The sequence below is a fragment of the Ardenticatenales bacterium genome (genome assembly GCA_020634515.1).
Lineage (GTDB): Bacteria > Chloroflexota > Anaerolineae > Promineifilales > Promineifilaceae > JAGVTM01.
This window is the reverse complement of the sequence record JACKBL010000003.1, coordinates 209145-229855: the sequence shown is the minus strand read 5'-3', so window position 1 is coordinate 229855 and position 20711 is coordinate 209145. Positions and strand designations below refer to the sequence as shown.

15 protein-coding genes are annotated in these 20711 nt (G+C 60.0%); 4 read left to right on the top strand and 11 right to left on the bottom strand.

The annotated features are described in order from the left end of the window. The first annotated feature begins 49 nt into the window (after positions 1 to 49). Both H6650_09865 and H6650_09860 read left to right on the top strand, forming a co-directional pair. Positions 50 to 1438 (top strand): cytochrome P450, encoded by a 1389-nt coding sequence (locus H6650_09865; protein MCB8952305.1) that lies wholly within the window; start codon positions 50 to 52, stop codon positions 1436 to 1438. Further along, positions 1435 to 2109, top strand: coding sequence for a DUF3159 domain-containing protein (locus tag H6650_09860; protein ID MCB8952304.1), 675 nt, complete (start codon positions 1435 to 1437; stop codon positions 2107 to 2109). Before H6650_09865 ends, H6650_09860 begins: the two co-directional genes overlap by 4 nt. Before the next feature lie 43 nt (positions 2110 to 2152). On the opposite strand, the gene H6650_09855 is transcribed toward H6650_09860, so the two are convergent. Both H6650_09855 and priA read right to left on the bottom strand, forming a co-directional pair. Further along, positions 2153 to 2722: a GNAT family N-acetyltransferase gene (locus H6650_09855; GenBank protein ID MCB8952303.1), complete on the bottom strand. Its 570-nt coding sequence runs from the start codon at positions 2720 to 2722 to the stop codon at positions 2153 to 2155. A 534-nt stretch (positions 2723 to 3256) separates the two neighbouring features. Beyond that, complete coding sequence (gene priA / locus H6650_09850) at positions 3257 to 6256, bottom strand: primosomal protein N' (GenBank protein ID MCB8952302.1); 3000 nt, start codon at positions 6254 to 6256, stop codon at positions 3257 to 3259. 143 nt (positions 6257 to 6399) lie between these two features. Here priA and H6650_09845 point away from each other — a divergent pair, with 143 nt between their 5' ends. Both H6650_09845 and H6650_09840 read left to right on the top strand, forming a co-directional pair. Beyond that, positions 6400 to 7122 (top strand): hypothetical protein, encoded by a 723-nt coding sequence (locus H6650_09845; protein ID MCB8952301.1) that lies wholly within the window; start codon positions 6400 to 6402, stop codon positions 7120 to 7122. A gap of 66 nt (positions 7123 to 7188) precedes the next feature. After that, on the top strand, positions 7189 to 8352 hold the full coding sequence (locus tag H6650_09840) for an acyl-CoA dehydrogenase family protein (GenBank protein ID MCB8952300.1): 1164 nt from the start codon (positions 7189 to 7191) through the stop codon (positions 8350 to 8352). A gap of 361 nt (positions 8353 to 8713) precedes the next feature. Here H6650_09840 and H6650_09835 read toward each other — a convergent pair whose 3' ends face one another. The 9 genes from H6650_09835 to H6650_09795 form a co-directional block, all read right to left on the bottom strand. After that, positions 8714 to 10363, bottom strand: coding sequence for a CTP synthase (locus tag H6650_09835; protein MCB8952299.1), 1650 nt, complete (start codon positions 10361 to 10363; stop codon positions 8714 to 8716). Positions 10364 to 10706: 343 nt separating this feature from the next. Then, positions 10707 to 11075, bottom strand: coding sequence for a roadblock/LC7 domain-containing protein (locus tag H6650_09830; protein MCB8952298.1), 369 nt, complete (start codon positions 11073 to 11075; stop codon positions 10707 to 10709). Positions 11076 to 11398: 323 nt separating this feature from the next. After that, positions 11399 to 12901, bottom strand: coding sequence for a DUF4129 domain-containing protein (locus H6650_09825; GenBank protein MCB8952297.1), 1503 nt, complete (start codon positions 12899 to 12901; stop codon positions 11399 to 11401). A gap of 9 nt (positions 12902 to 12910) precedes the next feature. Continuing rightward, positions 12911 to 14374 carry a DUF58 domain-containing protein gene (locus tag H6650_09820; GenBank protein MCB8952296.1) on the bottom strand — a complete coding sequence of 488 codons (1464 nt, stop codon included), beginning with the start codon at positions 14372 to 14374 and terminating at the stop codon, positions 12911 to 12913. Between the two features lie 113 nt (positions 14375 to 14487). Further along, complete coding sequence (locus H6650_09815; protein ID MCB8952295.1) at positions 14488 to 16320, bottom strand: sulfatase; 1833 nt, start codon at positions 16318 to 16320, stop codon at positions 14488 to 14490. 264 nt (positions 16321 to 16584) lie between these two features. After that, a complete protein-coding gene (locus H6650_09810; protein MCB8952294.1) occupies positions 16585 to 17520 on the bottom strand; it encodes a MoxR family ATPase in 936 nt (311 codons plus the stop codon). A gap of 167 nt (positions 17521 to 17687) precedes the next feature. After that, positions 17688 to 18353, bottom strand: a complete 666-nt coding sequence (locus H6650_09805; protein MCB8952293.1) for a glycosyltransferase family 2 protein — start codon at positions 18351 to 18353, stop codon at positions 17688 to 17690. A 220-nt stretch (positions 18354 to 18573) separates the two neighbouring features. Beyond that, positions 18574 to 19773 carry an AMP-binding protein gene (locus H6650_09800; protein ID MCB8952292.1) on the bottom strand — a complete coding sequence of 400 codons (1200 nt, stop codon included), beginning with the start codon at positions 19771 to 19773 and terminating at the stop codon, positions 18574 to 18576. A gap of 58 nt (positions 19774 to 19831) precedes the next feature. Continuing rightward, positions 19832 to 20629 carry an ABC transporter ATP-binding protein gene (locus H6650_09795; protein ID MCB8952291.1) on the bottom strand — a complete coding sequence of 266 codons (798 nt, stop codon included), beginning with the start codon at positions 20627 to 20629 and terminating at the stop codon, positions 19832 to 19834. Positions 20630 to 20711: the final 82 nt, after the last annotated feature.

Genomic DNA, 20711 nt, shown 5'->3' with positions numbered 1-20711 from the left:
AGAGATGGGTCCAATTCATGGGAATTGGACCCGTCAAGGGTGGTTAATTGTGACAGCAGTTTATACGGAGTTGCGGCTACCGCCTGGCCCCAGGGGGCGTCCGCTGTTAGGGAGTACGTTCGATATTGCGCGCGCGCCGTTGGAGACGGTGCTGGCCGGGTGGCGTCAGTATGGGGATGTGGTGCGGTATCGCGTGGGAAATCGCTATTTCTGTGTGGTTTCTCATCCTGATCTGGCCCAGGAAGTGCTACAGAACACGAAAGATCGGTTTCTGAAGCCGTATCGGCGGGATGGCAAGCCGGTGGGCTTGCAGATGTTGCTGGGAAATGGGCTGCTGACGAATGCGGACCATGATTCCTGGTTGCGGCAGCGGCGCATGATGCAGCCGATGTTTCACCGGCGGCAGGTGGGCGTGATGGCGGAGACGATGACGGCGATGGGGGAGCGGATGCTGGCGCGTTGGGAGCAGGAGGTAGGCGTGGGCGGGGAGGTTGATCTGTCGTTCGAGATGATGCGGGTGACGATGGATATTATTACGCGTACGATGTTTAGCGCGGAGGTGGGGGGAGATGCCGGCAAAATCGGCCCCGCCATCGTCACAGCAGCAGAATTCGCCTCGCAGCACGCCCGTCACCCCTTCCACGCGCCCCTGAGCTGGCCGACACCCGCCAACCGTCGCTTCCGGGAGGCGATGGCATTGGTCACGGACCTGGTGGAGGGGCTGATCGACGAGCGGCGGGCGCACCCGGAGGTGCATGGAGACTTGTTGGACATGCTGCTGACGGCGCGGGATGAGGAGACCGGGGAGGGGATGACGGATAAGCAGTTGCAGAACGAGGTGGCGACGATTTTCGCGGCGGGTCATGAGACGACGGCGAATGCGCTTACCTGGACGTGGTACGCGCTGTCGCGGAATCCGCATGTGCTGCGCCGTTTGCAGGAGGAGGTGGATGAGGTGCTGGGCGGGCGCGTGCCGACGGTGGCGGATGTGCCGGCATTATCCTACACGGAACGGGTTTTTCAAGAGGCGCTGCGCCTGTATCCGCCCGCGCCGCTGGTGCCGCGGGTTGTGCCCGTGGATGAGGTGTTGGGGGGGTATAAAATGCCGGCACGCACCCTCCTCACCGTCTCCATCCTCAACATCCACCGCCACCCCGACTTCTGGCCCGACCCCGAAACCTTCGACCCCGACCGCTTCACCCCCGAAAACAGCCACGGGCGGCACCGCTTCGCCTTCATGCCCTTTGGCGGCGGCCCCCGTCTCTGCATCGGCAACAACTTCGCCATGATGGAAGGCACGCTGCTGCTGGCCCTCATGGCCCAACATTACGAACTACGCCTCAAACCCGGCCATCCCGTCGCCTTCAAATTCGCCGTCACCCTGCGCCCCCGCTACGGCATGCGCATGACGCTGCACCCCCGCCGCCCCGCCTCATGAACAAGCTGCAAGAACTGGTGGCGGAATTCAAAACCGTTTTGGGGGAGCGGGGCACGCTTCTGGATTTGATTCTGCCGCCGCTCCTCTTCCTTCTCGTCAACAGCCTCTTTGGCGCGCAGGCGGCGATGGGCGCTGCCCTGGCGCTGGCCGTGGGATTGGGCGGGCTGCGCCTGTGGCGGCGTCAGCCCGTGTGGTATGCGCTGGGCGGCGTCCTTGCCGTCCTGCTGGCGTTATTCCTGGTGCGGCTCGTGGGCAGCGCCGCCGGTTTTTTCCTGCCCAACATCCTTTCCGGCGCGCTCACGTTGCTCATCACGTTTCTCAGTTTGCTGGTGGGGCGCCCCCTGGTCGCCTGGACCAGTTTCATCGCCCGCCGCTGGCCCTGGAACTGGTACTGGCATCCCCGCGTGCGCCCCGCCTACACGGAAGTGACCTGGCTGTGGGTGGGATATTTCGCGCTGCGGTTGTGGACGCAATGGTTATATTGGCAGCAGGGCGACGTCAATGCGCTGGCCGTGATCAACCTGGCCACCGGCTGGCCTGGAACCATCCTCTTGCTGGCGCTCAGCTATCTTTACGGGACGTGGCGTTTACGCCAACTGCGCGGCCCCAGCGTGACCGAGTTCCAGCAAAATCTCCCCCCTCCCTGGATCGGTCAACGCCGCGGCTTTTGAGAACGGGTCATTCGCCGTTTCTCCCATGGGTCCCATGCGCCAGTCACACGATGCGTTTGGCCATGATGATGTCCGGCTTGCCCCAACCGTTGGCGTCCGGCACGACGCCGACGATGGCGTACCCCAGCTTCTCGTAAAAACTGTACGGATGGCCGCGCAAGTTGCGAATCTGGGCGATTCGCTGCCACAAATCCGCGTATAAATCCACCCCGCTCAGCGTCGTCATTCCGTCCTCGTCATCCGACCCCAGCAGCACCGTCAGCCCGCCCCTTTGCCGCACCTGCTCCTCCAGGTCCAACACCAGCGCTCGCCCGATGCCCTGCCGCTGCTGCGCCGGGTCCACCACCAGCGGGTGCAGCTCCCACACACGGCCATCATACTCTGGTCGCCCGCCGATCCAACCCAACACGCGCCCATCGGCGGCAAGGGCGGCGCGGCAGATCATCTCCGGGGCCAGGCACTCACGCACCTCCGCCAGCGCGCTGGCCATATCCGGCCAGGCGCCCGGCCAATGTCCCGCAAACCCCGCCACCAACAGCGCCGCCGCCTGCTGCACAGCGGCAGCATCCTCTTCACGTAAGTAGTTGATCGCAAAAACAGGCGTTGTTCTCATCACCGGCCTGATTCTCCTCCGAAAGTAATCTTCCCGGAAGCTCAGTCACAGATGATGGCCCTGGGGAGCAGCTTCCGGGAAGATGTTGTCATAGATGGTGGTACGTCGTGGCGCGTGCCGTCTCCTTCGAAAATGTAGGGCGATTTTCCAAATCGCCGGCCCGATTTGGAGAATCGGGCTACGACGGCACATCATTTTCATTCAAGGTGGTCGGCGGCAGCCGGTGAAGTCTCCTCTGAAAATGTAGGGTGGTTTTCCAAAGAGTGTTTCAAACAGGTTGCTCAGGCTGCCCGCGCCGTAGGACAATTTGCCTAAATTGTCCCTTCACGGCGGAGGACAATTCAGCGAATTGTCCTACAGCCAGCAGCAGTCACCTGAAATGAAACACACTCTTTTCCAAATCGCCCGCCCGATTTGGAGAATCGGGCTACGACGGCACATCATTTTCATTCATGATGGTGCGCCGCGATCATGGGGGATTCCTGTGGTCTGGTAAATCAGCGCGCGAAAGTGGTGATCGGCGTCCTTGATTTGCTAGAGGGTGCTGACGGGGTCAATGTCAATGACCCACTGGGCGGAGAGAGGGACGGCGCGGAGGAGGCGGGTGGGGTCGGGGGAGCGGAGGAGGATTTGCCAGCGATAGCGCCCTTTGATGCGGCTGAAGAAGGGGGGCGTGGGGCCGAGGACTTCCGTGGCGCTGAGGGCTAGCGCCTGCGCTTCCTGGCGCAACGCCTGGGCGATGCGGGTGGCCTCCCGCTGCGCGCGTTCGTTGATCGGGTCGGCGATGACCAGCCGTGCCAGACGGCGGAAGGGGGGCAGGCTGTGCTGCGTGCGGAAGCGGATCTCCTCCAGGTAGAAGCTGACGAAATCGTGGTCGGCGGCGGCCTGGATGGCGTAATGTTCCGGCTGGTAGGTTTGCACGATGACGCGCCCGCCGAGGAGGCCGCGCCCGGCGCGCCCGGCTACTTGCGCCAGCAGTTGGAAGGCGCGTTCACCGCTGCGGTAGTCGGGCAGCCCCAGGGCCACGTCGGCGGAAATGACGCCGACCAGCGTCACCAGGGGCAAGTCCAGCCCTTTGGCGATCATCTGCGTGCCTACGAGGATGTCCGCTTCCTGGTTGATGAAGTTGGCGAGGAGGGTTTCGTGCGTGTCTTTGCCCGCCGTCGTGTCCCGATCCCAACGCACGATGCGCGCCATCGGCCAGGCCTGTTGTACGCGCTCTTGCAGTTCCTCCGTGCCCAGGCCGAAGTATTTGATGCGCGTGGAGCCGCACCGGGGGCAGGTTTCGGGGATGGGTTCGCGTCGCCCGCAGTGGTGGCAGACGATTTGCATGTGCGGGCGGTGGTAGGTGAGGGGGATGTCGCAGCGGGGGCAGTTGAGGACGAGGCCGCAGTCGCGGCAGTTGATGAAGGTGGCTGTGCCGCGACGGTTGAGGAAGAGGATGATCTGTTCTCGCCGTGCCAGGGTCTCGCTGATGGCGCGCTGCAAGTCGCGGCTGAAGATGGTGCGATTGCCGCTGCGGAGTTCCTGGCGCAGGTCCACGATCTGCACCGGCGGCATGGGAATGGTGAGGGCGTCGTCTGGGTCGTCACCTTGCTGCGTGTAGCGCGAAGTGAGGTGCAGGCGGTCGGCCTGGCCGCTGATGCGCTGGCGATGGCCCATGATGCGGCGGGGGAGTTCCAGAAGCTGGTATTTTTGGGCGCGAGCGCGGTGGTAGGTGACCAGGTCGGGGGTGGCGCTGCCCATGATGACGGTTGCGCCGACGATTTGGCTCAGCCGGATGGCCGTTTCGCGGGCGTGGTAGTAGGGAGGCGGCACGGGGGGCGTTTGCTTGTAGCTGTTGTCGTGTTCTTCGTCCAGCACGATCACGCCCAGGTTGTCCAGGGGGGTGAATAGGGCGCTGCGCGGACCGATGACGATGTCGAATAGTCCCTGGCGGGCGCGCCGCCAGGTGTCGTACCGTTCGCCGTCGCTGAGGCGGCTGTGCAGCACGGCCACGCGCCCGGGAAAGCGGGCGGCGAAGCGGCGCACCGTTTGCGGTGTGAGGGCGATTTCGGGGACGAGGACGATGGCCTGCCGCCCCTGGGAGAGGGCCAGGTCAATGGCCCGCATGTAGATTTCCGTTTTGCCGCTGCCGGTGACGCCGTGGAGGAGGAAAGGGAGCGCGGCGGGTGATTCGTCGGCCGATTCCGGCCCGTCTGCCTCATTTTCGTCCGGTTCGTCGCCGACGTCATCATCGTCCAGGCCGGCGAGCATGGCAATTTTGATGCGGCCCCAAACGCGCGCCTGGTCGTTGGTGAGCAGCGGGGGCTGCATGGGCACGAAGTCGCGGTCGGCGAGGGGGTCGCGCCACACTTCCATGGAGCCGAAGCGGATGAGGTCGTGCCGGGCGAGGCGGCGCAGGTGGTTGAGGTTGGCGTTTGTGGCCGCGTAGAGGTCGGTGAGGCTGACGGGTTGGGCGGCCTGGGACAGGGTGGTGAGGATGGCGTGGTAAATGGTCGCGCCGCGGAGGGCGAGGATGTGGTCCAGCACTTGAGCGGGGGGCATGGCGAGGCTGAGGGTGGCGGGTTGGGTGATGGGGGTGACGAGGCCGCGCGCCTGGAGTTGTGCCAGGATGTTAGGGGGGATGTCGGGGGTGGCGGTGGGGAGTTGTTGCAGTTGGGTTTGCCATTGTGCCGGCATTTCTTGCAACGGCGCGACAGTCACCCACACCACCGTTTCCGCCTGGCGCCGCACCAACCCCGCGGCGACCAGCTTCGCCACATGCGCGGGCGTGGCCTGCGCCGCCGCCAGCACATCTTCCTCCCTGGGCAGCGGATCCGCGCTGTCACCAAGATACGTGAGAACGTCCGCCTGTTTATTGGCCCGTCCAAGCTGCCGCGCCGCCGCCCAAATCTGGCGTGGCCCGCCGATCAATTCCACCGTGCGCAGTTCGCGCGGGCGCATACGGGGCGTATCCAGCACCGAGCCTTTGATCAGGATATTGCGCCGTACCAGTTGATTGGCCGCTGTTTCCCACTTTACTTTGGGCAGCGCCCGCCGGATTTGCCGCCCACGCATGTCGCCGCGCTCGCGCAGCAGGTCGATCAGGGCTTGTTGCCCCTCCGTCAGGCGGCCCGCGCCATCCCACCACGGATTGACGTCCAGGGTGATGTCCGCCCAGCGGGTGAGGCCAGGGGGCAGCATCAGGCGCACGCAGGCGTTCAGGGGGGCCAGGTAATAGACGCTGAGCCAGTGTGCCAGTTCGATTTGCCACGGTCGCAGTACCGGTTCGGCGTCTACGAGGGCGATGATGGGCTTGGTTTCCGGCACGGGGGCCACGTTGTCGAAGCGGATGATCAGCCCCTGAGCCAGGCGGCTGCCGAATTCGATTTCCACGAGGTGGCCGACGCGCAGGGTGGCGCGCATGTCCTGGGGGACGTGGTAGTGGAAGGTGCCTTCCAGGGCGGCTTCGACGTTGATCACCAGTTCGGCGAAGGGGCTGCCGACGGGCGGGTCGCTTGCGGGCGAAGTGGGCGAAAAGGATGTGTCCATAAGTGTGGCGGCGATTATTGAGCGTGCTTGTGGCGCAATGAAGTGGTGGGTGTGCCGTTGCCGGCATCTGCCAGCGAAAAACGGTCAACTGTGCGGCAAAATGTCTTGTCAGAATGGGTTGGGCGGACTATCATCTGCATGTAATGATACCATCCGCCGACAATCCTACCATCCTCTGGGGCGACCCGGAACATGCCGGCATTCGCCTGCTCCTCCTGCCACTACTGCTAACGGGCTACCTGCTCGGTTACTACCTGCTGCGCGTGCTGCTGAATGCCCTCACCCCCGAAAGCGACTTCATTACCCTCATCTCCTGCGTGGGCGGGCTGCCGCTTGGTTTGGGATTCTCCTACGCGGGCGAGAGCCTGCTGAAGCGTTTTTGGCGCAGCCGGCGCGCCCTCGTGCTGGATGGGGAGACGATCCAGTTGCAGGTCAATTTGCAAACCGCACGCCGTTTGCAAACGCGGCGCAACCTGGACCTGCTCTGCTGGTCTTTTCCCCTGGACGCCTACCCGCGTGGCGGGCGCGAGCGGCGCGCACCGCGTCGGTGGCTCTGCCTGGCCTGCCAACTGCGCCAGGGGGACGAACGCTTGATTGCCTTCACCTTTGCCGCCCCGGAGGCGGCGGCGGAGTTGATGGCGGCGGGAGATTTTCGCGCCATCGATCCGGCGGACGTGTACGACACCTCGTTGTCCGGTCGCATGACGCAGCCGACGGTGCGGCCAACGATTCCCTCGGAGGTGTTGGCGGGCAAGGATGGCAAGTTTTGGGTGGCGGAGCGTTACCGCTGGCAGGAGGGCATCGAGTTGATACCCGCCGATTTGGGCACGTTGCTGGCGTATGTGCGCCAGGCGCAGGCGACGTAAAATCCACTGATTGTTCGCGGCGGTTTTCGCGTCCGCCGTATCTCACACGACGTTTGGAGGAAGTTCATGTTTGATTTTATTACGGAAGAGCACAAGATGATTCAGCAGGCGGCGCGTGATTTTGCGCGGAAAGCGATTGCGCCGATTGCCGAGCATCATGATGAGACGGGGGAGTTTCCCCTGGAAACGGTGCGCCAGATGGGCCAGCTTGGCTTCATGGGGATTGAAGTGCCGGAGGCGTATGGGGGCGCGGGTATGGATGCGCTGGCGTATGCGCTGGCGTTGACGGAGATCAGCAAGGCGGACGCCAGCCACGGCACGATTATGTCCGTGAATAATTCGCTGGTGTGCCACGGGTTGATGAAGTTTGGCACGGAGGCGCAGAAGCAGGCGTATCTGGTGCCGATTGCCACGGGGAAGAAGATTGGGGCTTATAGTTTGACGGAGCCGATGAGCGGCAGCGATGCCGGCAATATGAAGAGCCGCGCCGTGTTGAATGATGCCGGCACGCACTACATCATCAACGGGCGTAAATCCTGGGTCACTTCCGCCCCCCACGCGGACATCATTGTCCTGTTCACCATGACGCAGCCGGAGAAGCAGCACCGGGGCATTACGGCGTTCCTGATTGACACGGACCGTCCCGGTTTTGCGCGGGGGAAGACGGAGCCGAAGTTGGGTATTCGCGCCAGCGCCACCAGCGAGATTATGTTCGACAATTACGAATGCCCGGTGGAGAATCGGCTGGGGCAGGAGGGGGATGGGTTTAAGATTGCGATGCAGGTGCTGGATGCCGGCAGAATCGGCATTGCCGCGCAGGCCCTGGGTATCGCCGAGGCCGCCCTGGAAGCCAGCATCGCCTACGCTCAGGAGCGGGAAGCGTTCGGCCAGAAGATCGGCCAGTTCCAGATGATCCAGCAGAAACTGGCGGACATGAAAACGCGCGTAGAAGCCAGCCGCTTGCTCATATACCAGGCGGCATTGGCGAAAAAGGCGACACAGCAAACAGGGGGTCGCTACACGTTGGAATCGAGTATGGCCAAGCTGTTTGCCAGCGAAACGGCTATGTGGGTGACCACGCAGGCGATCCAGATTCACGGCGGCATGGGGTATAGCAAGGAGATGCCTCTGGAGCGGTACTTCCGCGACGCCAAAATCACGGAGATTTACGAAGGAACCAGCGAAATCCAGCGCATGGTCATTGCCCGCACCCTGACGGGGTTGCGGTAACGGCGGCTTATGGGTTGTGCGCGTGATCTCGTCCAGAGAGAATGAATCAATCGGAGACGAGTAACAAAAAAAGACCCCGCCGACCGGCGGGGTCTTTTTGTTTCCTGAGGAGGTGGGTAATCTGGTAGGCGGGCGCCTACCAGATTACCTCGGGGGGAGCCATAAGTGAGGTGTTCCGTAAACGGGCGCTTACGAAATTTCACCTCGGGGGGGAGCCACTTGTATTATTGCAAACTATTAGATATTTGTCAACCATCAAAACCGATCAAATCTGTCCCATTTCACGATTTGTCAAGCAAGTGCACGGCAATCTGGTTGTACAGTTTTTTACAGGTGCGGTGTATGGCAGGGTGGGGGCGCATCAGGCGACGGCGAGCGTGGCGCCGTTTTGATGAACGGCGTTCCCCCGTGTTTCCTGGTGTACGATGGCCGCGGCGATGAAGTCGCGGAAAAGGGGATGGGGGCGATTGGGGCGGCTTTTGAACTCTGGATGGAACTGGCTGCCGATCATGAAGGGGTGATCGCGCATTTCGGCGATTTCCACCAGACGGTTATCGGGCGAAAGGCCGCTGAAGACCATGCCGTTGGTCTCGAAGAGGGCGCGGAAGGCGTTGTTGAACTCCCACCGATGGCGGTGACGTTCCTGCACGATGGGTTCTTGATAGGCGGCGGCGGCTTTTGTGCCGGCAACAAGGTGGCACGGATATGCTCCCAGGCGCATGGTTCCGCCCATGTCCGTCATCTCATGCTGGTCGGGCATGAGGCTGATGATGGGGTATTCGGTGTTGGCGTCAAATTCGGTGCTGTTGGGTTCGTCATTTTGCAGCAGATGACGGGCGAATTCGATGCACATGACTTGCATGCCCAGGCAGAGTCCGAGGTAGGGGACCTGGTGCTTACGCGCCCAACGTGCGGCCATCACTTTGCCTTCAATGCCGCGGTAGCCGAAGCCGCCGGGGACGACGACGCCATCCAGGGTGGGGAAGTGCTCCCACCCTTTACCTTTTTCCAGGTCACCGGAGTGAATCCAGATGATTTCTACCTGGCGGTTGTTGGAAATGCCGGCATGGTACAAAGCCTCCCGCACACTCATATAGGCGTCGTGTAGTTCCACGTACTTCCCGACCAGGCCAATACGAATGCTTGTTTTCGGCGCGGTGAGCCGCGTAATCAGGTTGCGCCACTCCGCCAGATCAGGGAGAGATGCCGGCAGGCGCAACTTCTCCAGCACCAGGTCCGCCAGCCCCGTTTCCTCCAATTCCAGGGGAATGTTATACAAAATATCCGCCGTCACCGCCGGAATGACCGCCTTCTCCGGCACGTTGGAGAAGAGCGCAATTTTGCGAATGTGTTCTTGCTCAATGGGATGATCCGCGCGGGCAATAATCGCGTCAGGCTGAATGCCAATGCTGCGCAGTTCGCGTACGCTGTGTTGCGTGGGTTTCGTCTTCAGCTCGCGGCTGGCCCCAATGTAGGGGAGGAAGGTGACGTGAACGTAGAGCGTGTTCTCCGGCCCCAGATCGGCGCGCATCTGGCGCAGCGCCTCCAAGAATGGCAGGCTCTCAATGTCCCCCACCGTGCCCCCTACCTCAATTAACACCACATCCGCTTCCGATTTTTCCGCCACGCGGTGCATACACCGCTTGATCTCATTGGTGATATGCGGAATGACCTGAATAGTGCCGCCCAGATAATCCCCGCGCCGCTCTTTGGCGATCACTTCCGCGTAAACCCGGCCTGTGGTCACGTTGGACACCTGGTTCAGGTTGATGTCGATGAAGCGCTCATAATGCCCGAGATCGAGGTCCGTTTCCGCGCCATCTTCGGTGACAAATACTTCCCCGTGCTGGTAGGGGGACATTGTGCCGGGGTCCACGTTGATGTAGGGGTCGAGTTTTTGCACGCCGACGGTGAGGCCGCGCGCCTTCAGCAGCCGTCCCAGGGCGGCGGCGGTGACGCCTTTGCCTACGGAACTGACGACGCCTCCCGTGAAAAAGATGAATTTGGTCATAAGATTTCTTCCTCTCCCACTGTGAAGATGGTCTGTGCCAGACGGATTGTACCCAAAAACAAAACGTGAAACGTGGCAAGAGGCTTCACATTTCACGCCAGGACGCTATAAAAATGGCTGGTTACATCATTCACTGAAAAAACCGGGTTTTTCGATTGTCCGGCGAAATTGCCAGAGTGGTTCATGTGTAAAAACCCGGTTTTTGACCTTTTTTCAGTAGAGTCAACTATTGTACCCCAAAACAGAAGTGGGGCATGTTATGCAAGATAACATGCCCCACAGTTGTTGCGATGCCGGCACTTTTTCAATTGTCGCCTGTCAGTAGTCGGGCCTGTTTCTTTGCCTAAAGCAGGCGTGCCAGGTCGTTCGCCGCTCTCTTGGCGTCGAGGAAGATCAACCCCAGTTTGGCTTCGCTGCGTGCGAGGACGGTGAGTACGGCCTCTTCGCCGACAGCCATGAGGACGATAATTCCTTTGGAGCCGCTGATGTAGACGCGGTCCAATTGTCCGCGCGCCAATTCGCTGGCGATGCGATCACCAAGAGACAGCATCGCGGCGGACATGGCGGAAATGCGGTCTTCGTCTACGCCTGCCGGCAGCGAGGAAGCCATGATCAGCCCGTCAACGCTGACAACCGCGGATGCTTCGATGCTGGGTGTGCTGGCCTGCAAATCGCGCAGGCGATCCACCATCATTTCAGTACGTGATCTCATCTAAAACTCCTTGAACATAGTGGTCAGTGGATAGTAATCAGTGGTGAGAAGCGCCGCGAGTTTGTCTTGTCTACTTTCGTAGGCTGCCGCCGAAAACAGAGGCCGGCGAGTCGCGGGTTGTGAGCGGAAACGTCGTCAGGGCGCTGGTGCCCAACAATTCTCAGGATGAGCCTGGAGGCAGGGATTCTGGCATTATGTAAGGCTAATTGTCGGGCATGTTACCATATCGATTTTTGCATGTCAAACCGGAAGGTCGTCCAATTGACAGGAAAATGGTACGGGCAGCGGGGAACAGGGCCGGATGAGGGCGAATTTGCCCGTCGTTATTGTTCCTCGGCGGGCAGTGTGTTTAGTAGGGTGCGCCAGGCTGCCAGAATTTGCTCCAGTTCCGCGCGTGTTTCTGGGATTTCGCCGTAGCGCACGCGCACATACGCCTGGGTGATCAGTTGGGTTTCGGTGGCGGCTTGCGGCCAGACGCGCGCCAGCGAGGTCAGGTATTCGTAGGGTGTTTCCGCTTCCAGGCGTGGATAGCCGAAGCTCTCGGCCACATCGCTCATCTGCTGGTAGATGCGCCGAATGGAGGCGGCGGCGCGTTGCCGCTGTCGGCCACTGAGGCGGCCCCAAAGCCGACGCAAGCGCCCGCCTCCTTCCTCCCCCAAGACCGGCTCCAGGTAGAGTTCGCCATCGTCGCGGGAACTGAGGCGGCGGCGGGCCATGGTGTTGGTGAGGGTGACGGCGGCGGCAAGGATGATGAGGATGATGAGGATGAGGAAAATGAGGCGCAGGTTGCCAAAATTGCGCGCGCCGCCGGGTTGGGTGAGCCATTCGACCAGGCTATCGAAGGTGTTGCTGCCCAAGTCGCCGGAGGTGTCGGGGGGAGGTTGGGCGGCTAAACTGCCGGGGAAGAGGGCGCGAATGGCCTGGGCAAGGGAGATGATGGCCGCAAATACGAAGTCGATGAGGGCGAGGAGGGGTTGGGCGACGTAGGTGATGGCGGCGAGGGTGGTGGTGGCGGCAAAGGCGATGGCCAGCCAGATGGGGCCTAACCAGTTGCGGAGAAAGAGGAGGGCATTGCGGCCGGTGGCGGCGGCGAAAATGCCGGCACTCAACGTAATCACCCCGCTGGCCATGGCCACCACCGCAAACCAGCGCACCGTCATCGAATGCCCATGGCGCGCCTCTCCCTGTTCGATCTCCTCCGCCCGCGTCAGCGCCACGCTGATCAGACTGGACAGCATGTACAACAGCACAAAGGGAGCCACCCGTGCCGCCTGTTGGTTGCCCGCCAGCGCAATTAAGATGGGCGCCAGGATCAATGCGCCCACGCGCAACCGTAGCCCCAGGCGGTCTACGTCCACTTCCCGCCCGATGAGGGCGATGCCCCGCGACCAGCTCAGGCTTACGAAGATCACGACTGTCACGTCCCGAATCCAAAATGGATTGCCCGATTGGGTGAGGCGGGCGTAGAAGGCGGATAACCAGCGAAAGCCGAGCAACGACGTGTCTTCGTAAAGGAGTTGGTTTAGAGCCAGGAACAACACGGGCAGGAGCAGTCCGATAAGGATGAGCTGCTGCCGTCCGTGCGAGACGTGGGCGAGATTGAAGACGCGGCTGAGGTTGAAGGGGATGAGGATGAGGAGGAATAGAAGAAGCCCCAGTTGGTAGATCGGCCAATAGCGTGCCCAGGGGGTGAAGGCGACGGCCAGGCAGCCGACGAGGGCGGCTTCGGCTCCGGCCCAGGCGAGGTAGAGCAGTTCGTGCCGCGTATAGCGCCATATCTCGCGCCATGGGGGGTGTTGTGACCAGGTGCTGCTGTCGGCGCTCATCAGCCTCCGCTATGCTCCTTCCAGATCGCCGTGGCGGATGGTTTCCGCGTCGGGGATGGCGGTGGGGGTGGGGATGGTGTCCAGGGTGGCGGTCTGTGAGGGGGCGTGAAATGCCGGCATACTCCCCGGCAAATGAAAGTACGCAATCCCATCCAACCGGAACGACGGCGCATCCTCCCCCAAATAAAGCAGCGCAATACGCCTGCCCGCTTCCTTCAGGCGCATCAACCCTACCAGCATCTCCTCCGTCAGCACCGCCGTCACCAGCACCAGCGTCGCCGCCCACGGCAGGCGCGGACTCTCCCGCTGCATCAACAGTTCAATCGAACCCGTGGCAAACTCTGTCACCGCCGCCAGCGCCTCCAGCACGTGCATTAACTGCTCCGGCGCGCGCCCCGGCGGGACGCGGATCGGCTGATCCGACTTGGGCACGGAGCCATTCGCGTAGAGTCCCAGCCCCCACTTTTGTTCGCTGGCGAAGCTGGCGATGGAGCCGGCCACGCTCACCGCGCGCTCCAGCAGCGCGGGAAAATGCCCCTGCCAATGCTTGGGCATCGTCGCCACGTTCAAGAAGATCACCACGGTCATGCCCGTGGATGGATCGTACACCTTTGTTTGCAAGCTACCACGGCGGGCGGTTGCTTTCCAATGCACGTCGCGGAAGCGGTCCTGCGGATGGTAGTCGCGGATGCCCTGCGTTTTGATGGGGTCGGTAAACAGGCTATGGCGTGTGGTGAGAGGGCCGAAGAGTTCTTTTGCCGGCAATCCCAACTCCGTCAGCGACCATATTTGCGGGTAAACCACCAGCGTATCCCGATAATCCCGCATCTGCTGCGTCGTGAACAACGTAAATATGTCACCCGAATTGTAGCGTACCGGTCCCAACTGCTTAAAGCCGCGCTGCCCAAACATCAGCGTAAACGTACGTTTTTTGCGTTCATGCCCGGCCATGGAAAACGTATTTTGCAGCACATACCGCCCCGTTGTCTCCCCCTGCACTTTGGAAAGCGAACTCGCCTCCTCCGGCGCAATCGGCATGTCATCCTGGAATTGCAGCCACGTCAGCGGCAGCGTCTTCTGGTTCAGGATATGCAGCGTCATCTCCACCGGTTCGCCCGGAAACACATGCGTGCGGTCAAAATGCCGCTCATACGTCACGTTGATCAGCGCGTTATTCTTCCACCACGTACTTACCCACACCACCAACAGCAGCGCCGCCCCTAACGCCAACGCCGCTGTATTTCGTCCCAGAGTAAACCCCGCTATCAGGAAAACGACCGCCAGTGGAACCCAGGCGTCGCTAAAAATGCTGTTGTCTCGTTCCCGCACCACCAGCCCGCGCGCCTCCGCCGTTTCCTCCAGCGTCGGCAGCTTGCCACGCATCAGGTTCCGCGCCATTTGCTTGCGCGCTTCACGTGTGCGGTCTGGTTGTTTTTCCTGCACAACCAGTTGGACGTTTTCCAGATTATTCATAGCGCGCGCAAGCGTGTCCTATCAATCCGTCGCATTCTCGAGAATGTGCGTGTTTGTTCGGTAACGAGCATCCAGTGTAAAAAACGAAAGTCGTCTCTTGCTGATCGCATAGCTTACTTCTGAACAGGAAACAGAGGGAGAAACACGCTGTCATCAAAAGTAAAAGCGATATTGACTGTCGCTTCTGCTTGACTGGTGCCATCACTCACGCTGAATTCAAAGCTGTCTTCTAAGGTTACGTCAGTTGGGACATAGATAATGGATACAGACCAACCAGGAACGACGGGAATGATCCGGTCGCCGGCCATGATTTCTTTTCCTATGTTCACGCCGTCAGTCGTTTCAAAAAGTTGGCCGTGCGCGGGTAGGTCGGTGATTTCGAAGAGCAGGTAATCCAGGTTTGCATCTTCCCCGGTTAATTGAATTTGAATGTTTTGTTGTAGAGGCGCACGGATTGCTTGCATGCCGGCATTCGGGGCCGTATCAGGCAGCAATTGTCCCAAAAGGATTGACTCCAGTTCAGTGACAACGTGCGTTACTGTAACGGGGGTATTTGCCGTTAGCAAATTGTGCCATTCAAAAGGGTCTTTGACGCGAGCATACAATTCTTCTTCGCGGGGCGTGCCCGGATTATCAAGATCATATCGAATGTAAGCCCAATCTTGTGTCCTGATGGACACCCGATTGGTGCCGACCATGTCTGAATTATCCAGAAATGTGACAACCGGCCAGGGCCAGTAGGCGTCTGGGTCCTGCAATAATGGCATCAGACTACGACCATCGCGGGGAAAATCGGTGGGCGGCGGTAGACCGGCTAAGGCTGAAATCGTGGGGAACAAATCCATCGATGAAACAGGCGTGGACACCGTACTGCCTGGCGTGGTGATGCCGGGGGCCTTGATGATCAACGCCATTTGTGTTGTTTCTTCCCATAGTGTGTATTTGCCGAGATGGTACTTCTCCCCCAGGTGATACCCCTGATCACTCCAGACAATGATAATTGTGTTGTCGAGAAGATGACGCTGGTCCAGCGCATCCATTACCAGGCCGATTTGCTCATCAACGTAGGTGATAGATGCCAGGTAATGGGCGACCATCTGTCGCCACTCCGTATCATTATCAAAAATGTACGTTTTGTCATAGTAATTACCGCTATTAGAAGCGATGTTGTAGCCAGTTGTGGGTATATCGTCCAAATCATCATTCGCTATTGCCGGCAACTTGATGCGCTCCAAAGGATATTGGTTCAGGATTCGAGTCGGAATATAACGGGGTGAGTGCGGCAAAGTGAATCCGACGCTGACAAAAAAGGGTTTAGTGTCAGGCATTGATTGGATGATGGAAAGCGCATTCCGCCCGACCTTGTAATCGGTCATGTCCGATTCTTGATAGTATTGTTGCCGCGGGGAAAGAACGTCCTCGATAGAACCCCAATCCTGGTTTCGAGATTCATAGTACTCTGTTAGCCCATTCACGGGCGCGTTGAGTGCTTCTACCATGAACGCGGCGTTATAGTTGGCGTTCCACCACGGCTCGGCATTTTGTTGATCGCCACTGTGAAACGTTTTCCCGCTATTGGCGACAAAATAACCCTTTTGCACGAAAAGCTCGAAGATGGTTTTAATGTCGTGGATGCCGTCCCCATAATTCTGGTAAGCCACATTGTCAGGATTCGCCAGATAGTCACGCCATGCTTTTTCGTCGCTGCTGTTTCCCGTTATGTTTGTGGATGAGGGGCGCAGACCGGTGAGCATACTGATGCGCGCGGGATTACACAGGGCGGCGCTGGTATGAGCATCCACGAATAAGGTCCCCTCGGCTGCGATAGAGTCCAGGTTCGGGGTTGACGCCTGTCCGCCATAGAGTCCCATCGGTCTGGTAGCCAGATCATCAATGGTTATCAACAGTATGTTTGGCTCTTCAGGTGGTGTGATGTCGGGTTGCACGGACGCGCTACAGTTCACGAGAAACGAAGAGAGGAGCAGAAATGATGTCAGGCAAATTAAGCGTATATGTTTTTTTTGCATTTTCTAAACTGTAACCGCATTGTCGCGGAGCTGGTCCCTGTTGTCGTAATAGTGCCGGCATTGTATCTATTCGATCTTCCCGGAAGCTCGATTTCAAGCTCAACACGCCGCATGATTCAGATCATTTGGCGTCAAAACAGCTTCCGGGAAGGTGGTCGTGAATAGTTGCCGGCATTCTGCTATCTACCGCTCAACAGGAACCGGGACAGTGTTCACCACGTCCTGGATGATTTCCTCTGGTTGGCGACCGCGCAGGCGCGTTTGGGGATTGACCATCAGGCGATGGGTAAGGACGAAGGGAGCCATGTACTTCACGTCGTCGGGAATGACGAAATCGCGCCCTTCGATGGCCGCGCGCGCCTGGCAGGTGCGGTAGAGGGCCATTGTAGCGCGTGGGCTGGCTCCCAATTCAATGTCAGGGTGCGAGCGGGTGGTGCGGCAAATGTTCACGATGTAGTTGCGCACCGACGTTTCCACGCGCACGGCGCGCACCTCCTCCTGCATCGCCAGAATTTCCGCCGGTTCCACCACGCTGGACAATGTTTCCAGCGGATCGCTGCGCTCAAAGCGCAGCACAATCTCGTTTTCTTGCTCTACGGTGGGATACCCCATGAACACTTTCATTAAGAAGCGGTCCAGTTGCGCCTCCGGGAGGGGAAACGTGCCTTCCAGTTCAATGGGGTTCTGCGTTGCCAGCACCAGGAAGGGGCGGGGCAGGCGGTGGGTGGCAATGTCCACCGTGACCTGTCGCTCCTGCATCGCTTCCAGCAGCGCCGACTGCGTGCGTGGCGTGGCGCGGTTGATTTCGTCCGCCAGCAGGATTTCCGCGAAGATGGGGCCGGCCCGAAACTCAAATTCCTGCTCCCGCTGGTTGTAGTAGTAAATGCCGGTCACATCGGAGGGGAGCAGGTCGGGGGTGAATTGGATGCGGCGAAAGCGGCAGCCAAGCGAGGCGGCGACCGTTTTCGCCAGCATCGTCTTGCCTGTGCCCGGCACGTCTTCCAGCAGCACGTGCCCTTCGCAGAGGAGGGCGATCAAGGCCAGGTCAATGACTTTGTCCTTGCCGACGATCACTTTTTGGATATTTTGGCGCAGGGTAGCGGCGGTGTTGGCAATCATGGGCGGTTTCCGTTGCAAGTGTGGGGAGGATGGCGCAGCGGCGGACCGTGGCGCATGGATGGAAGATCAGGGCAGAATTCTACCACGAGGGACAATTCCGTGACAAATCGGTGGCGTTTCGTGCGGTTCAAAACAGCTTTCGGGAAGAAACGCTGTTTCTTTGGCTGTCAGGGCTGCCAGAAGCGGCATTTGAGCAACCAGAGAACGGTGGGAAAGCCATCCAGGGGGGTGAGTTTTTTGCCTTCTTTGCGGTGTTGGTAGCGGATGGGTGTTTCTACGATTTTGACGTGGGCGCGTAGGAGTTTGGCGCTGATCTCCGCTTCGATTTCAAAGCGGCTGCTCTCCAGTTGCAGGGATTGAATCAGTTGGGCGTCAATCAGCTTGTAGCAGGTTTCCATGTCCGCCAGTTTGCTGCCGTAGAGGAGGTTGGCGACCCAGGTGACGAAGTAGTTGCCCCAACGCATGATGCGGGTGCGGTGGCTGAGGTCACGCACGCCATAGACGGCTTGCGCTCCTTTTTCCTGGTAGACGCGCATCAGGTCGATGTAATCTTCAGGGAAGTATTCGAAGTCAGCATCCTGGATGATAACGACATCACCGGTGACATGACTCAGGCCGGTACGAATGGCCGCGCCTTTACCTTGATTGATCGCGTGTTGGAAAAAGCGAAGTTCGGGGATATTGGCGGCCTGGATGTGTGGCGCGACGCTGTTTTGGGAACCATCGTCTACAACGATGATCTCTTTTTCCACGGGGACGGCGTGGACGCGGCGCAGCAGTTCGACGATGGTTGCGTCTTCGTTGTAGACGGGGATTATGACGGATAGTTTCATCTATTCTTGTTCCAGGGTGTGACTATTGTACCGTCAGCGGGGTGACGCATTTACAAAACGGCATTCTTGTGTGTGGTGCCATGGCCAGTGTGTTGCACCTGCCGCACGAGCACGGCGGGTATTATAGGGCAATCGCGGGCAAAGCAAAAGAAAGCAGGGGGATATGGCGCGCGGGGAAGTGCGCCGTCTTTGTGTGGGGATGCGGAAAAGGAGGGGGAGATCAGTCCCAGTGTCGCCGATCTATCATGCCGGGACCGTCGATGGCGGTGACGAATTGGACTTCATCCACACGGACGCGGCAGACCTGGCGAATGGCTTCTTGCAGGTGGGCGGCGACTGCTTCGTCGCCGGTTCCCACGACGCGGACGAGAAAATGATCGCGCGAATCAGGACGGGTGACGATGCCTTGAATGCCGGCATAATACCCCACCTGCGCCGCCGCAAAACGAAGCTGATTCGGATGCACAAACATCCCCCGAATCTTCACCGCCTCCCCCCGGCGGCCCACCAACATGATTGACCGCTCCGCCTGACTGCTGGCCCCCGGATTGGGGTCCACATTGACGGCCATATCCCCCGTGCCCAGGCGGATGAGCGGGTAAGCGTGGCTGAAATTCGTCACCACCACTTCGCCCACTTCGCCCGCGCCCACGTTGTCGCCCGTTTCCGGGTCCACGATCTGGATAATGGGTTCCGGCAGCAGGCGCATGGCCAGCCCCCCTTCCGTGTTCAGCGCCAGGAAGCCAAGCTCGGCGGTGGCATACGCATTGCCCACGGTGAGGTTGTAGGTTTCCGTGAAGGTCTGGCGGGCGGCGGCGGAGAGGGGTTCGGCAGTGAGGAACGCTTTGCGCAGTTGGTACTGGCCGGCGAAGTCGTGCCCCATTTCCGCCGTTTTTTGCAGCAGGGCGCTGAGGAAGCTGGGCGTGCCCACGTAACCGGTTACGCCCAGGTCGGCCATCATTTTGAGCTGCAAATCGCTGTTGCCGATGCCGCCGGGGACGACGGTGCAGCCCAGGGAAACGAGCGCCTGATCCAGCAGGAGACCTGCCGGCACAAGATGATACGAAAGCGTATTCAATACCACGTCATCCGGCGTAAAACCGCTTTGCGCCAGCGCCAGACGCGCCATGCCCACGAGCGAATCATCATCCCCCGCATCCGGTTCGTAAATCGGGCCGGGAGAGAAGAAGATGTGGCGCACCTGGCTCATGGGCACGCCCAACATGCCGCCGAAGGGTGGGTCGGCCTGCTGCAGGGCCACGACTTCGTCTTTGGGCAGCACGGGAATGCGGCTGAGATCGGCAACCGTGCGGATGTCATGGGCAGAAAGCCCGGCCTCATCCAGCCGCCGCCGCATCAAAGGCGTATTTTGGTACGCTGCCGCCACCAATGCCGCAATCCGTTCATCCAACCCGTTCATGTTTTCTCTCCACCTGGCACTTCGCGTAAGTGCGTCCTGTTGACGTGAATCAAAATCGTTATCCCAACCACCGCTTGCGCCGTTTGTAATGCTTGACTTCACGGTAGCTCTTGCGTTCGCCCAACTGAGTGAGGCCCAGATAGAACTCCTTGATGTCCGCGTTTTGGGCGAGTTGGGCGGAAGCGCCGTCGAGGACGATGCGGCCCGTTTCCATGACATAGGCGTATTCGGACGTGCGCAGGGCGATGCTGGCGTTTTGTTCTACGACCAGCATGGAAACGCCTGATTCGGCGTTGACGTTGCGTATGATCTCGAAGATTTCCTGCACCAGGAGAGGGGCCAGCCCTAGAGAGGGTTCGTCCAGCAACATGAGGCGGGGTTTGGACATGAGGGCGCGGCCAATGGCGACCATCTGCTGTTCGCCGCCGGAGAGGTAGCCCGCCGTTTTGTGGCGCAATTTTTGCAGCAGGGGAAAGTGGTGGTAGACCTCGTCCAGGCGGCGGCTTATTTCGCTGCCGCTGATGCGGTGGACGAGGGCGCCGGTGCGCAGGTTTTCTTCGGCGGTGAGGTGTTGGAATAGGCGGCGACCTTCAAGGACCTGGACGATGCCCAGGCGGGAGATTTCTTCCGCCGGCATTTTATCCAACCGCTGCCCCTCGAATTCAATGCTGCCCCGCGTCACTGCGCCATCTTCGCGCAGCAGCAGGCCCGAAATAGCCTTCAACGTCGTTGTTTTGCCTGCGCCATTGGCCCCCAAGAGGGACACAATCTGCCCCTCGCCCACTTCCAGGGAGACGCCGCGTAGCACGAGGATAACGTCGCTGTAGATGACTTCGATGTTGTTGATTTTTAGCATGGGCCTGGTCCAGCAACCTTCCTGGAAGCTCGCAGCTTCCAGGAAGGTACATACACACATACGACCTTCCTGGAAGCTCACA

What these genes read in the sequence shown, in the direction of transcription:
- H6650_09860 (MCB8952304.1), top strand. Translation starts at nt 1,435, where the DNA reads ATGAACAAGCTGCAAGAACTGGTGGCGGAATTCAAAACCGTTTTGGGG.
- H6650_09835 (MCB8952299.1), bottom strand. Translation starts at nt 10,363, where the DNA reads ATGACCAAATTCATCTTTTTCACGGGAGGCGTCGTCAGTTCCGTAGGC.
- H6650_09845 (MCB8952301.1), top strand. Translation starts at nt 6,400, where the DNA reads ATGATACCATCCGCCGACAATCCTACCATCCTCTGGGGCGACCCGGAA.
- H6650_09830 (MCB8952298.1), bottom strand. Translation starts at nt 11,075, where the DNA reads ATGAGATCACGTACTGAAATGATGGTGGATCGCCTGCGCGATTTGCAG.
- H6650_09810 (MCB8952294.1), bottom strand. Translation starts at nt 17,520, where the DNA reads ATGATTGCCAACACCGCCGCTACCCTGCGCCAAAATATCCAAAAAGTG.
- H6650_09800 (MCB8952292.1), bottom strand. Translation starts at nt 19,773, where the DNA reads ATGAACGGGTTGGATGAACGGATTGCGGCATTGGTGGCGGCAGCGTAC.
- H6650_09840 (MCB8952300.1), top strand. Translation starts at nt 7,189, where the DNA reads ATGTTTGATTTTATTACGGAAGAGCACAAGATGATTCAGCAGGCGGCG.
- H6650_09805 (MCB8952293.1), bottom strand. Translation starts at nt 18,353, where the DNA reads ATGAAACTATCCGTCATAATCCCCGTCTACAACGAAGACGCAACCATC.
- H6650_09855 (MCB8952303.1), bottom strand. Translation starts at nt 2,722, where the DNA reads ATGAGAACAACGCCTGTTTTTGCGATCAACTACTTACGTGAAGAGGAT.
- H6650_09795 (MCB8952291.1), bottom strand. Translation starts at nt 20,629, where the DNA reads ATGCTAAAAATCAACAACATCGAAGTCATCTACAGCGACGTTATCCTC.
- priA (MCB8952302.1), bottom strand. Translation starts at nt 6,256, where the DNA reads ATGGACACATCCTTTTCGCCCACTTCGCCCGCAAGCGACCCGCCCGTC.
- H6650_09825 (MCB8952297.1), bottom strand. Translation starts at nt 12,901, where the DNA reads ATGAGCGCCGACAGCAGCACCTGGTCACAACACCCCCCATGGCGCGAG.
- H6650_09820 (MCB8952296.1), bottom strand. Translation starts at nt 14,374, where the DNA reads ATGAATAATCTGGAAAACGTCCAACTGGTTGTGCAGGAAAAACAACCA.